The sequence below is a fragment of the Pseudaminobacter soli (ex Li et al. 2025) genome (genome assembly GCF_003012705.1).
In the GTDB taxonomy this organism is placed as follows: domain Bacteria; phylum Pseudomonadota; class Alphaproteobacteria; order Rhizobiales; family Rhizobiaceae; genus Pseudaminobacter; species Pseudaminobacter soli.
Window position 1 is genome coordinate 671,124 of the sequence record NZ_PXYL01000001.1, and the last position, 12,367, is coordinate 683,490.

Consider the following 12,367-nt stretch of genomic DNA (forward strand, 5'->3'; position numbering starts at 1 on the left):
GGCACCTCCCATGGCCCGCGAATATAAAATCGAAGACTATCGCAATTTCGGCATCATGGCGCACATCGATGCCGGCAAGACGACGACGACCGAGCGTATCCTTTACTACACCGGCAAGAGCCACAAGATGGGCGAGACGCACGATGGTGCCTCGACCATGGACTGGATGGAGCAGGAGCAGGAACGCGGCATCACCATCACGTCGGCTGCCACCACGACCTTCTGGAAGGGCCGTGACGGCAAGATGCGTCGCTTCAACATCATCGACACGCCGGGCCACGTGGACTTCACCATTGAAGTCGAGCGCTCGCTGCGCGTGCTCGACGGTGCCATCGCCCTGCTGGACTCGAATGCCGGCGTTGAGCCGCAGACCGAGACCGTCTGGCGCCAGGCTGAGAAGTATCATGTCCCGCGCATGATCTTCTGCAACAAGATGGACAAGATCGGCGCCGATTTCTATCGCTGCCTCGACATGATCAAGTCGCGCCTCGGTGCGATCCCGGTCGCCATGCAGCTGCCGATCGGCGCTGAGAGCGATTTCAAGGGCGTCATCGACCTGATCGAGATGAAGGCGCTGGTCTGGCGCGATGAGTCGCTCGGCGCTGCCTGGGACGTCGTCGAGATTCCGGAAGACCTGAAGGCGAAGGCCGAGGAGTATCGAGAGAAGCTCATCGAGGCGGCTGTCGAGATGGATGAGGCCGCTATGGAGGCCTATCTCGAGGGTAATCTGCCGGACAACGACAAGATCCGCGAGTTGATCCGCGTCGGCACCATCGCCGTCAAGTTCCATCCGGTCTATTGCGGCACCGCTTTCAAGAATAAGGGCGTGCAGCCCCTGCTCGACGCCGTTGTCGACTTCCTGCCGTCGCCGATCGAGGTTCCGGCCATCAAGGGTATTGATGCCAAGACCGAGGCTGAGATCGAGCGTCATGCTGACGACGCAGAGCCGCTTTCGATGCTCGCGTTCAAGATCATGAACGACCCGTTCGTCGGCTCGCTCACTTTCTGCCGCATCTACTCGGGCAAGCTCACCAAGGGCATCTCGCTCGAGAACACGGTGAAGGGTAAGAAGGAGCGCATCGGCCGCATGCTGCAGATGCACTCGAACTCCCGTGAGGACATCGAAGAAGCCTTCGCAGGCGACATCGTTGCTCTCGCCGGTCTCAAGGAGACCACCACGGGCGACACGCTCTGCGATCCGCTGAAGCCGGTCATCCTGGAGCGCATGGAATTCCCCGAGCCGGTCATCCAGATCGCGATCGAGCCGAAGACCAAGGGCGACCAGGAAAAGATGGGCCTCGCGCTCAACCGCCTGGCTGCTGAGGATCCGTCCTTCCGCGTCAAGACCGACGAGGAATCCGGCCAGACCATCATCGCCGGCATGGGCGAGCTGCACCTCGACATCCTCGTCGACCGTATGCGTCGCGAGTTCAAGGTTGAGGCGAATGTGGGTGCCCCGCAGGTTGCCTATCGTGAGACGATCACTCGTTCGCACGAGCAGGACTACACCCACAAGAAGCAGACGGGTGGTACCGGTCAGTTCGCCCGCGTCAAGCTGGTGTTCGAGCCGAACTCCGAGGGCGAAGACTTCGTGTTCGAGTCCAAGATCGTCGGCGGTGCGGTTCCGAAGGAATACATCCCGGGCGTCGAGAAGGGTATCCGCAGCGTTCTGAGCTCGGGTCCGTTCGCTGGCTTCCCGATGATCAGCGTCAAGGCGACGCTCATCGACGGTGCCTTCCACGATGTCGACTCCTCCGTCCTGGCGTTCGAAATCGCTGGCCGTGCGGCTCTGCGCGAAGCTGCGCCGAAGCTCGGCGTCCAGCTGCTCGAGCCGGTCATGAAGGTCGAGGTTGTCACGCCGGAAGACTATGTCGGCAGCGTGATCGGCGATCTCAACAGCCGTCGCGGCCAGATCCAGGGTCAGGAGACCCGCGGTATCGCCGTCGTCGTCAACGCGATGGTTCCGCTCGCGAACATGTTCAAGTACGTGGACAGCCTGCGCTCGATGTCGCAGGGCCGCGCCCAGTACACGATGCAGTTCGATCACTACGAGCCGGTTCCGACCGCTGTTGCTCAGGAAGTTCAGAAGAAATACGCGTAATTCCGAGGAATTACACCCGTAACCTAATTCAATGCCGTAAGCGGCGGATAAGAATGGAGACTTCACATGGCTAAGAGTAAATTTGAGCGCAACAAGCCGCATGTGAACATTGGCACGATTGGTCACGTTGACCATGGCAAGACGTCGCTGACGGCTGCGATCACGAAGTTTTTCGGCGAATTCCGCGCCTATGACCAGATCGACGCGGCGCCGGAAGAGAAGGCGCGCGGCATCACGATCTCGACCGCGCACGTCGAGTACGAGACGGCCAACCGTCACTACGCCCACGTCGACTGCCCCGGCCACGCCGACTACGTGAAGAACATGATCACCGGTGCCGCCCAGATGGACGGCGCGATCCTGGTCGTGTCGGCCGCTGACGGCCCGATGCCGCAGACCCGCGAGCACATCCTGCTCGCCCGTCAGGTCGGCGTGCCGTCGATCGTCGTGTTCCTCAACAAGGTCGACCAGGTCGACGACGCCGAGCTGCTCGAACTGGTCGAGCTCGAGGTGCGCGAGCTGCTGTCGAAGAACGAATTCCCGGGCGACGACATTCCGATCGTCAAGGGTTCGGCGCTGGCCGCTCTCGAAGACTCCAACAAGGAGATCGGCGAGAACGCGATCCGCAAGCTGATGGAAGAGGTTGACGCCTACATCCCGACGCCGGAGCGCCCGATCGACCAGCCGTTCCTGATGCCGATCGAAGACGTGTTCTCGATCTCGGGCCGCGGCACCGTGGTGACCGGTCGCGTCGAGCGCGGCATCGTCAAGGTCGGCGAGGAACTCGAGATCGTCGGCATCCGTCCGACGACCAAGACGACCTGCACGGGCGTCGAGATGTTCCGCAAGCTGCTCGACCAGGGCCAGGCCGGCGACAACATCGGCGCGCTGCTGCGCGGCGTCGACCGTGAAGGCGTCGAGCGCGGCCAGGTGCTGTGCAAGCCGGGTTCGGTCAAGCCGCACACCAAGTTCAAGGCCGAGGCCTACATCCTGACCAAGGAAGAAGGTGGCCGTCACACGCCGTTCTTCACCAACTACCGTCCGCAGTTCTACTTCCGCACCACGGACGTGACCGGCATCGTGACGCTGCCGGAAGGCACCGAGATGGTCATGCCGGGCGACAACATCACCGTCGACGTGACGCTGATCGTGCCGATCGCCATGGAAGAGAAGCTGCGCTTCGCCATCCGTGAAGGCGGCCGTACCGTCGGCGCCGGCGTCGTCGTGAGCATCACCGAGTAATAAGAACAACCGATCTGTCGCGGGCGCGGATAGACGCCCGCGCCGCGCCAGAACAAGGAAATGACGATGAACGGACAGAATATCCGCATCCGCCTCAAAGCGTTCGATCACCGGGTGCTCGATGCCTCGACGCGCGAGATCGTTTCGACGGCCAAGCGTACCGGCGCCAACGTTCGCGGGCCCATTCCGCTGCCGACGCGGATTGAGAAATTCACTGTCAACCGCTCGCCGCACGTCGACAAGAAGAGCCGCGAGCAGTTTGAAATGCGCACGCACAAGCGACTGCTTGATATCGTGGATCCGACCCCGCAGACGGTCGACGCTCTTATGAAGCTCGATCTCGCCGCCGGTGTCGACGTCGAGATCAAGCTCTAAGGCGAGTGAAAAGAGGCGTGGAGGGGCGCAAGCCCCGACAGGGAACTCTGAAAAGGAAATTGAACCGATGCGTTCAGGTGTTATCGCACAGAAGTTGGGCATGACCCGCGTCTATAACGACGCCGGCGAGCATGTTCCCGTTACGGTTCTCCGCATGGAGAACTGCCAGGTCGTGGCGCAGCGTACGAAAGAAAAGAACGGCTACACCGCTGTTCAGCTCGGCGTCGGCCTGTCCAAGGTCAAGAACACGTCGAAGGCCATGCGCGGTCACTTCGCCGCTGCCTCCGTCGAGCCGAAGGCCAAGCTTGCCGAGTTCCGCGTGTCGGACGAGAACATGCTTGAAGTTGGCTCCGAGATCACGGTTGACCATTTTGTCGCCGGCCAGAAGGTCGACGTGACTGGTACCAGCACCGGTAAGGGCTTCCAGGGTGTCATGAAGCGCCACAACTTCGGTGGTGGTCGCGCCTCGCACGGTAACTCGGTGTCGCACCGTTCGCACGGTTCGACCGGTCAGCGCCAGGACCCCGGCAAGGTGTTCAAGGGCAAGAAGATGGCCGGCCACATGGGCGCCACCCGCGTCACGACGCAGAACGTCGAAATCGTTTCGACCGACAGCGATCGTGGTCTGATCCTCATCCGCGGCGCCGTTCCGGGCACCAAGGGTGCGTGGATCCTGGTTCGCGACGCAGCCAAGGTTGCGCTGCCGGAGAACGCTCCGAAGCCTGCCGCAGTTCGCGCTGCGCAGAAGAATGAAGCTTCGGCCAAGGAAGGAGCCGAATAATGGATCTCAAGATTTCTACGCTTGGCGGCGAAGACGCCGGCAAGGTGAAACTCTCCGAGGAGATTTTCGGCCTTGAGCCCCGCGAGGACATCCTGCAGCGCGTCGTGCGCTGGCAGCTGGCCAAAAAGCAGCAGGGCACCCACAAGATCAAGGGCCGCGCGGAAATCGCCCGCACCGGCGCCAAGATGTACAAGCAGAAGGGTACGGGCCGCGCTCGTCACTCCTCGGCTCGCGCCCCGCAGTTCCGCGGCGGTGGCAAGGCGCACGGCCCGGTCGTTCGCAGCCATGAGCATGACCTGCCCAAGAAGGTCCGCGCTCTCGGCCTGAAGCACGCTCTCTCGGCCAAGGCCAAGGCATCGAACCTGATCATCGTCGATGATCTGGCGATCACCGAGGCCAAGACCAAGGCGCTGGTTGCCAGCTTCGCCAAGCTGGGCCTGACCAACGCCCTGGTGATCGGCGGTGCCGAGCTTGACGCCAACTTCAAGCGCGCTGCGTCGAACATCCCGAACATCGATGTCCTGCCGATCCAGGGCATCAACGTCTACGATATTCTGCGCCGCGGCACGCTGGTCCTTTCGAAGGCCGCCGTCGAGGCCCTCGAGGAGCGCTTCAAATGACGGATCTTCGCCACTATGACGTGATCGTCAGCCCGGTGATCACCGAAAAGTCGACCCTGGCTTCGGAAGCCAACCAGGTCGTTTTCAATGTTGCCCGCAAGGCGACGAAGCCGGAAATCAAGGCCGCGATCGAAGCGCTGTTCAGCGTCAAGGTCACGGCGGTCAACACCCTGGTCCGCAAGGGCAAGGTGAAGCGCTTCCGTGGCACGATTGGCCAGCAGAGCGATGTCAAGAAGGCGGTTGTGACGCTGGCCGAAGGCCAGTCGATCGACGTCGCGACGGGTCTCTGAGCTAGGTCGCGAGGACAGAACAATGGCACTTAAGAAATTTAAGCCGGTAACGCCTGGCACCCGTCAGCTGGTCATCGTCGACCGCTCGGGCCTTTACAAGGGCAAGCCCGTCAAGGGCCTGACCGAAGGTCTGACCAAGTCGGGCGGCCGCAACAACTACGGTCGTATCACGGCCCGCTTCATCGGCGGCGGCCACAAGCGTTCGTACCGCATCATCGACTTCAAGCGTCGCAAGCTTGACGTCGTCGGCACGGTCGAGCGGCTGGAATACGATCCGAACCGCACTGCCTTCATCGCGCTGGTGAAGTACGAGGACGGTGAGCTGAGCTACATCCTGGCTCCGCAGCGCCTCCACGCCGGCGACAAGGTCGTCGCCAGCGAGAGCGCCGACGTCAAGCCGGGCAACGCGATGCCGCTGTCGGCGATGCCGGTCGGCACGATCGTGCACAACATCGAGCTGAAGCCGGGCAAGGGCGGTCAGATCGCTCGTTCGGCTGGCGCCTACGCCCAGCTCGTCGGTCGTGACCAGGGCATGGCCATCCTGCGCCTCAACTCGGGTGAGCAGCGCATCGTCCACGGCTCGTGCTTCGCCACCGTTGGCGCCGTGTCCAACCCGGACCACGCCAACATCAACGACGGCAAGGCCGGCCGCACGGTCTGGCGCGGCAAGCGCCCGCACAACCGCGGCGTGACCATGAACCCGGTCGACCACCCTCACGGCGGTGGTGAAGGCCGCACCTCGGGCGGTCGCCACCCGGTCACCCCGTGGGGCAAGCCGACCAAGGGCAAGAAGACGCGGTCCAACAAGGCGACCGACAAGTTCATCGTGCGCTCGCGCCATCAGCGCAAGAGCTAAAGAAAGGTAGTCTGACGTGACCCGTTCAGTTTGGAAAGGCCCGTTCGTCGACGGCTTTCTGCTCAAGAAGGCAGAGAAAGTGCGCGAGGGTGGCCGCAACGAAGTGATCAAGATGTGGAGCCGTCGCTCCACTGTCCTGCCGCAGTTCGTCGGTCTGACCTTTGGCGTCTACAACGGCCAGAAGCATATTCCGGTCTCCGTGTCCGAAGACATGGTCGGCCACAAGTTCGGTGAATTCGCTCCGACGCGGACCTACTACGGCCACGGCGCGGACAAGAAGGCGAAGAGGAAATAACAATGGGCAAGGCCAAAGCTCCGCGCAGGCTTGCTGACAACGAGGCGCGTGCCGTTCTGCGCACGATCCGCGTCAGCCCGCAGAAGCTGAACCTGGTTGCGGCTCTGATCCGCGGCAAGAAGGTCGGCACCGCGCTGTCGGATCTGGAATTTTCGCGCAAGCGCATCGCCGGCACTGTTAAGAAGACGCTCGAATCGGCTATTGCCAACGCCGAGAACAATCACGACCTCGATGTCGACGCCCTCGTCGTCGCCGAAGCTTTTGTCGGCAAGTCGATCGTGATGAAGCGTTTCCATGCCCGTGGCCGCGGTCGCGCCAGCCGCATCGAAAAGCCGTTTTCGCATCTCACGATCGTGGTTCGTGAAGTTGAAGAGAAAGGGGAGGCCGCCTGATGGGTCAGAAAATCAATCCGATCGGTCTGCGCCTCGGCATCAACCGCACCTGGGATTCGCGTTGGTACGCGAACACCAACGAGTACGGCAAGCTGCTGCACGAAGACCTCAAGATCCGTAAGTATCTCGAGGAAGAGCTGAAGCAGGCTGCGATCTCCAAGGTCGTCATCGAGCGCCCGCACAAGAAGTGCCGCGTCACGATCCACGCCGCCCGTCCTGGCCTGATCATCGGCAAGAAGGGCGCGGACATCGAGAAGCTGCGCAAGAAGCTGACCGAGATGACGAATGCGGAAACGCACCTCAACATCGTCGAGGTCCGCAAGCCGGAGATCGATGCCACGCTGATCGCTCAGTCGATCGCTCAGCAGCTCGAGCGCCGCATCGCCTTCCGTCGCGCCATGAAGCGCGCCGTGCAGTCGGCCATGCGTCTCGGCGCCGAAGGCATCCGTATCAACTGCTCGGGCCGTCTAGGTGGTGCTGAAATCGCTCGTATGGAGTGGTACCGCGAAGGTCGCGTTCCGCTGCACACGCTGCGCGCGGATGTTGACTATGGCACCGCAGAAGCTAAGACCGCCTACGGCATTTGCGGCGTGAAGGTCTGGGTGTTCAAGGGCGAGATCCTTGAGCATGACCCGATGGCTTCCGAGCGCCGTGCTACCGAGGGCGATCATCAGCCGGCTGCCGAGCGCGAGCGTGGTCCGCGCCGTCGTGAGAACGCCTGAGAACATAGAATTTTGGAGTAAGAACGATGCTGCAGCCAAAGCGCACAAAGTTCCGGAAGCAGTTCAAGGGCCGCATCCACGGCACCGCCAAGGGCGGCACCAATCTTGATTTTGGTGGCTTTGGTCTGAAGGCGTTGGAGCCGAACCGGGTCACCGCCCGTGAGATCGAGGCGGCTCGCCGCGCGATCACGCGTGAAATGAAGCGTCAGGGTCGCGTGTGGATTCGCGTGTTCCCCGACGTGCCGGTCACCTCGAAGCCGACCGAAGTTCGTATGGGTAAGGGCAAGGGCGCGGTCGATTACTGGGCCTGCCGAATCAAGCCCGGCCGCGTGATGTTCGAGATCGACGGCGTGTCCGAGGAAGTTGCGCGTGAAGCGCTCCGTCTCGGCGCCGCCAAGCTCTCGGTCAAGACGCGCTTCGTACAGCGCATTGCTGAATAAGGAAGGTCACGAGTCATGAAAGCCGCAGAAATCCGGTCGAAGACCGCCGACCAGCTGAACGACGAACTCGGCGCCCTGAAGAAGGAGCAGTTCAACCTGCGCTTCCAGAAGGCGACCGGTCAGCTCGAGAAGACCGCCCGCGTGAAGCAGGTCCGCAAGGACATCGCGCGCATCAAGACCATCGCCGCCGAGAAATCGGCCGGCAAGAAGGCTTAAGGACGAGAAACATGCCAAAGCGCATTTTGCAGGGCACTGTCGTCAGCGACAAGAACGACAAGACCGTTGTCGTGAAGGTCGAGCGTCGCTTCACGCACCCGGTCATGAAGAAGACCGTGCGTATGTCGAAGAAGTACAAGGCGCACGACGAGAACAACGCCCACAAGGTCGGCGACCAGGTGTTCATCCAGGAATCGGCTCCGATTTCCAAGGATAAGTGCTGGGTCGTCATCACCGACGCCCAGGCGTCGCAGTAACGAAATATTTGGACAAGCCGGGTAGGGCGCTACGCCACTACCCATGAATAAAGAAGGCGGCCAGTCATGATTCAGATGCAAACAAACCTCGACGTCGCGGACAATTCCGGCGCCCGTCGTGTCATGTGCATCAAGGTGCTGGGCGGTTCGAAGCGGAAGTACGCCTCCGTCGGCGACATCATCGTGGTGTCGATCAAGGAAGCCATTCCGCGCGGCCGCGTTAAGAAGGGCGATGTGATGAAGGCGGTCGTGGTTCGCACGGCCAAGGACATCCGCCGCCCGGACGGCAGCGTGATCCGTTTCGACAAGAACGCAGCTGTTCTCGTCGATAATAAGAAAGAGCCGATCGGCACGCGTATCTTCGGACCGGTTCCGCGCGAGCTCCGCGCCAAGAACCACATGAAGATCATCTCGCTCGCGCCGGAAGTGCTGTAAGGAGCCGGAAAAATGCAGAAGATTCGCAAAGGCGACAAGGTCGTCGTCCTCGCCGGCAAGGACAAGGGCCGCTCGGGCGAAGTGCTCCGTGTGATGCCTAAGGACGACAAGGCCGTCGTGCGCGGCGTCAACATGGTGCGCCGCCACCAGAAACAGACCCAGTCCCAAGAGGGCGGGATCATCAGCAAGGAAGCGCCGATCCATTTGTCGAACCTCGCGCTGGCCGACCCCAAGGATGGAAAGCCGACCCGCGTCGGTTTCCGCACCCAGGAGGATGGCACCAAGGTGCGCGTCGCAAAGCGCTCGGGAGAAGTGATCAATGGCTAAGGCAGAGAACCAGCCCCGCCTGCGCAAGGTCTACGAAGAGACCATCCGCAAGGCGCTGTTCGAACAGTTTAAGTACGACAACGAGATGCAGATCCCGCGTCTCGAGAAGATCGTCCTGAACATGGGTGTTGGCGAAGCGACCGCTGATTCGAAGAAGCCGACGGTTGCCGCTGGCGACCTAGCTCTCATCGCCGGTCAGAAGCCGGTCATCACCCGCGCCCGCAAGTCGATCGCCGGCTTCAAGGTGCGTGAGCAGATGCCGCTTGGCGCCAAGGTCACGCTTCGCAAGGAGCGCATGTATGAGTTTCTGGACCGTCTGGTCACGATCGCGCTGCCGCGCGTTCGCGATTTCCGCGGCCTGAACCCGAAAAGCTTTGACGGCCGTGGCAATTACGCTATGGGCATCAAGGAGCACATCGTGTTCCCCGAGATCAACTACGACAAGGTAGACCAGATCTGGGGTATGGACATCATCGTTTGTACGACTGCCAAGACGGACGACGAGGCCCGGGCTCTGCTCAAGGCCTTCAACTTCCCCTTCCGGCAGTAACGGCAGCGAGAAAAGGAAAAATCTGAAATGGCAAAGACCAGCTCAGTAGAGAAGAATAATCGGCGCAGGAAGCTCGTCGACCTGAACGCTGCGAAGCGCAAGGCCCTCAAGGCCATCATCATGGACAAGAGCCTTCCGATCGAAGAGCGCTTCCGCGCTCAGCTGAAGCTCGCCGCGATGCCGCGCAATTCTTCCAAGACCCGCATTCGCAATCGCTGCGAGGTGACCGGTCGCCCGCGCGCCTATTATCGCAAACTGAAGATGTCGCGTATTGCATTGCGCGAACTCGGCTCGCTGGGCGCAGTGCCCGGCCTGGTCAAGTCGAGCTGGTAAGGAGCACACGCTATGTCTCTTAGTGATCCTCTCGGCGATATGCTGACCCGCATCCGTAACGCCTACGGCCGCAAGAAGACCAAGGTTTCGACCCCGGCTTCCCGCCTGCGCGCCCGCGTTCTGGATGTCCTCAAGTCCGAAGGCTATATCCGCGACTACAGCCAGGTCGATTTCGGCAATGGCAAGTCGGAACTCGAGATCGAACTGAAGTACTTTGACGGTGCACCGGTCATTCGCGAAATCGCTCGCGTTTCCAAGCCGGGCCGCCGCGTCTACGTGTCGGTCAAGTCGATCCCGCACGTCGCCAATGGCCTCGGTATTTCGATCCTGTCGACGCCGAAGGGCGTCATGGCGGACCATGAAGCACGCGAACAGAACGTCGGCGGGGAAATCCTCTGCCAGGTGTTCTGATCCGCCGAGCATAAGACAGAAAGAACGAGGACAAGAACATGTCTCGTATTGGCAAGAAACCCGTTCAGGTGCCGGCCGGCGTGACTGCAAACGTCAACGGTCAGACCGTCACCGCCAAGGGCCCGAAGGGCGAGCTGCAGTTCGTCGTCAACGACGAAGTGCTCGTCAAGTTCGAGAACGGCGAAATCGCCGTTCAGCCGCGTGACCAGTCGAAGGACGCGCGCTCCAAGTGGGGCATGTCGCGTACTCAGATCGTCAACATCCTGACCGGTGTGAAGGACGGCTTCGAGAAGAAGCTCGAGATCAACGGCGTTGGTTACCGCGCCGCCATGCAGGGCAAGAACCTGCAGCTGGCGCTCGGCTTCAGCCACGACGTTGTCTACCAGACGCCGGAAGGCATCACCATCACCGTGCCGAAGCCGACCGAAATCATCGTGTCCGGCATCGACAAGCAGGCGGTTGGCCAGGTCGCGGCTGAGATCCGCGAATATCGTGGCCCTGAGCCCTATAAGGGCAAGGGCGTGAAGTATGCTGGCGAGAAGATCGTCCGCAAAGAAGGCAAGAAGAAGTAAGCCGCGGTGCTCGGTCGCGGGAGGCGATTTTCGCCTACCGCACATGGCCGTGCCCGTTTCAGAAGGCAAGGAACAACTACAATGGCTTCCAAGGAATCCACCCAGCGCCGCGCAGCGCGCGTTCGCCGTCAGCTCAAGAAGGTCTCCGGCGATCGTCTGCGTCTGTCGGTTCATCGTTCGTCGAAGCACATCTATGCTCAGATTATCGATGATTCGAAGGGCCACACCATTGCTGCCGCTTCGACCCTTGAGAAGGATCTCAAGGGCCTGAAGACCGGTGCCGACACCGCTGCCGCCGCTGCCGTCGGCAAGCTGGTTGCCGAGCGCGCCGTCAAGGCTGGCGTGAAGGAAGTTGTCTTCGATCGCGGACCGTACATCTATCACGGCCGCGTCAAGGCTCTCGCCGACGCCGCTCGCGAAGCTGGCCTCAGCTTCTAACAACGGGATCTTGACGAGGCGCGTGGCGCCTCGTCGCACGATCACCAGTTGCAATAAATCCGGCGACGTTATAGACGCCGGATTTCAGTTTTTAACCCCCGTGCTTCCGGAAAAGAATAAGGATCAGGAAAATGGCACAAGAACGTAGGGACGGCGGTCGCGATCGCGGCCGTGATCGCGAAGAGCGCGAAAGCGAATTCGTCGATAAGCTCGTTCACATCAACCGCGTCGCCAAGGTGGTCAAGGGTGGCCGTCGTTTCGGCTTCGCTGCTCTCGTCGTCGTCGGCGACCAGAAGGGCCGCGTCGGCTTCGGCCACGGCAAGGCTCGCGAAGTGCCGGAGGCTATCCGCAAGGCTACCGAAGCTGCCAAGCGCGACATGATCTTCGTGCCGCTGCGCTCGGGCCGCACGCTGCACCACGACGTTGAAGGCCGCCACGGCGCTGGCCGCGTCCTGCTGCGCACCGCCAAGCCCGGTACCGGTATCATCGCCGGTGGTCCGATGCGCGCTGTCTTCGAGACGCTCGGCATGCACGACGTCGTTGCGAAGTCCATGGGTTCGTCGAACCCGTACAACATGGTTCGCGCAACCTTCGACGCCCTCAAGAGCCAGATGCATCCGAAGGATGTCGCTGCTCAGCGTGGCATCAAGTACTCGGCCCTCCAGGCCCGTCGCGGCGCAGCCGTTGCGGCCGACGAATAAGCCTGACGGGGAA

General features: G+C 61.6%; 21 protein-coding genes. All 21 read left to right on the forward strand.

Features of this window, described 5'->3' with window-relative positions; translation table 11 throughout:
* The first annotated feature begins 10 nt into the window (after positions 1–10).
* The 21 genes from fusA to rpsE all read left to right on the forward strand — a co-directional run bounded on the left by fusA (position 11) and on the right by rpsE (position 12,354).
* Positions 11–2,101, forward strand: a complete 2,091-nt coding sequence (fusA, locus tag C7I85_RS03170; RefSeq protein ID WP_106722473.1) for an elongation factor G — start codon at positions 11–13, stop codon at positions 2,099–2,101.
* 66 nt (positions 2,102–2,167) lie between these two features.
* Positions 2,168–3,343: an elongation factor Tu gene (gene tuf / locus C7I85_RS03175; protein WP_106722461.1), complete on the forward strand. Its 1,176-nt coding sequence runs from the start codon at positions 2,168–2,170 to the stop codon at positions 3,341–3,343.
* 66 nt (positions 3,344–3,409) lie between these two features.
* The gene (gene rpsJ, locus C7I85_RS03180) at positions 3,410–3,718 is read left to right on the forward strand and encodes a 30S ribosomal protein S10 (RefSeq protein ID WP_006205468.1); all 309 of its coding nucleotides are present in this window, start codon (positions 3,410–3,412) and stop codon (positions 3,716–3,718) included.
* A 67-nt stretch (positions 3,719–3,785) separates the two neighbouring features.
* Positions 3,786–4,499 carry a 50S ribosomal protein L3 gene (gene rplC, locus C7I85_RS03185; RefSeq protein ID WP_106722474.1) on the forward strand — a complete coding sequence of 238 codons (714 nt, stop codon included), beginning with the start codon at positions 3,786–3,788 and terminating at the stop codon, positions 4,497–4,499.
* A complete protein-coding gene (rplD, locus tag C7I85_RS03190; RefSeq protein ID WP_106722475.1) occupies positions 4,499–5,119 on the forward strand; it encodes a 50S ribosomal protein L4 in 621 nt (206 codons plus the stop codon). Before rplC ends, rplD begins: the two co-directional genes overlap by 1 nt.
* On the forward strand, positions 5,116–5,409 hold the full coding sequence (locus C7I85_RS03195; RefSeq protein ID WP_106722476.1) for a 50S ribosomal protein L23: 294 nt from the start codon (positions 5,116–5,118) through the stop codon (positions 5,407–5,409). The genes rplD and C7I85_RS03195 overlap by 4 nt, the downstream gene beginning before the upstream one ends.
* Positions 5,410–5,431: 22 nt before the next feature.
* Positions 5,432–6,265: a 50S ribosomal protein L2 gene (rplB, locus tag C7I85_RS03200; RefSeq protein ID WP_106722477.1), complete on the forward strand. Its 834-nt coding sequence runs from the start codon at positions 5,432–5,434 to the stop codon at positions 6,263–6,265.
* A gap of 16 nt (positions 6,266–6,281) precedes the next feature.
* Positions 6,282–6,560 carry a 30S ribosomal protein S19 gene (gene rpsS, locus C7I85_RS03205; RefSeq protein WP_106722478.1) on the forward strand — a complete coding sequence of 93 codons (279 nt, stop codon included), beginning with the start codon at positions 6,282–6,284 and terminating at the stop codon, positions 6,558–6,560.
* Between the two features lie 2 nt (positions 6,561–6,562).
* The gene (rplV, locus tag C7I85_RS03210) at positions 6,563–6,952 is read left to right on the forward strand and encodes a 50S ribosomal protein L22 (RefSeq protein WP_106722479.1); all 390 of its coding nucleotides are present in this window, start codon (positions 6,563–6,565) and stop codon (positions 6,950–6,952) included.
* Positions 6,952–7,674: a 30S ribosomal protein S3 gene (gene rpsC, locus C7I85_RS03215; RefSeq protein WP_106722480.1), complete on the forward strand. Its 723-nt coding sequence runs from the start codon at positions 6,952–6,954 to the stop codon at positions 7,672–7,674. Before rplV ends, rpsC begins: the two co-directional genes overlap by 1 nt.
* A gap of 26 nt (positions 7,675–7,700) precedes the next feature.
* Positions 7,701–8,114 (forward strand): 50S ribosomal protein L16, encoded by a 414-nt coding sequence (gene rplP / locus C7I85_RS03220; protein ID WP_106722481.1) that lies wholly within the window; start codon positions 7,701–7,703, stop codon positions 8,112–8,114.
* A gap of 15 nt (positions 8,115–8,129) precedes the next feature.
* A complete protein-coding gene (gene rpmC / locus C7I85_RS03225) occupies positions 8,130–8,330 on the forward strand; it encodes a 50S ribosomal protein L29 (RefSeq protein ID WP_106722482.1) in 201 nt (66 codons plus the stop codon).
* 11 nt (positions 8,331–8,341) lie between these two features.
* Positions 8,342–8,587: a 30S ribosomal protein S17 gene (rpsQ, locus tag C7I85_RS03230; protein WP_106722483.1), complete on the forward strand. Its 246-nt coding sequence runs from the start codon at positions 8,342–8,344 to the stop codon at positions 8,585–8,587.
* A 66-nt stretch (positions 8,588–8,653) separates the two neighbouring features.
* A complete protein-coding gene (gene rplN / locus C7I85_RS03235) occupies positions 8,654–9,022 on the forward strand; it encodes a 50S ribosomal protein L14 (RefSeq protein WP_006205457.1) in 369 nt (122 codons plus the stop codon).
* A 12-nt stretch (positions 9,023–9,034) separates the two neighbouring features.
* Positions 9,035–9,349, forward strand: coding sequence for a 50S ribosomal protein L24 (gene rplX / locus C7I85_RS03240; RefSeq protein WP_106722484.1), 315 nt, complete (start codon positions 9,035–9,037; stop codon positions 9,347–9,349).
* A complete protein-coding gene (gene rplE / locus C7I85_RS03245) occupies positions 9,342–9,899 on the forward strand; it encodes a 50S ribosomal protein L5 (RefSeq protein WP_106722485.1) in 558 nt (185 codons plus the stop codon). The genes rplX and rplE overlap by 8 nt, the downstream gene beginning before the upstream one ends.
* A gap of 27 nt (positions 9,900–9,926) precedes the next feature.
* Entirely contained in the window at positions 9,927–10,232 is a 306-nt protein-coding gene (rpsN, locus tag C7I85_RS03250; protein WP_106722486.1) for a 30S ribosomal protein S14, read from the forward strand.
* 12 nt (positions 10,233–10,244) lie between these two features.
* Complete coding sequence (rpsH, locus tag C7I85_RS03255; RefSeq protein ID WP_106722487.1) at positions 10,245–10,643, forward strand: 30S ribosomal protein S8; 399 nt, start codon at positions 10,245–10,247, stop codon at positions 10,641–10,643.
* A 38-nt stretch (positions 10,644–10,681) separates the two neighbouring features.
* Positions 10,682–11,215, forward strand: a complete 534-nt coding sequence (rplF, locus tag C7I85_RS03260; protein WP_106722488.1) for a 50S ribosomal protein L6 — start codon at positions 10,682–10,684, stop codon at positions 11,213–11,215.
* A gap of 81 nt (positions 11,216–11,296) precedes the next feature.
* Positions 11,297–11,653 carry a 50S ribosomal protein L18 gene (gene rplR, locus C7I85_RS03265; RefSeq protein ID WP_106722489.1) on the forward strand — a complete coding sequence of 119 codons (357 nt, stop codon included), beginning with the start codon at positions 11,297–11,299 and terminating at the stop codon, positions 11,651–11,653.
* Positions 11,654–11,784: 131 nt separating this feature from the next.
* On the forward strand, positions 11,785–12,354 hold the full coding sequence (gene rpsE, locus C7I85_RS03270) for a 30S ribosomal protein S5 (protein WP_106722490.1): 570 nt from the start codon (positions 11,785–11,787) through the stop codon (positions 12,352–12,354).
* The last annotated feature ends 13 nt before the right edge of the window (positions 12,355–12,367 follow it).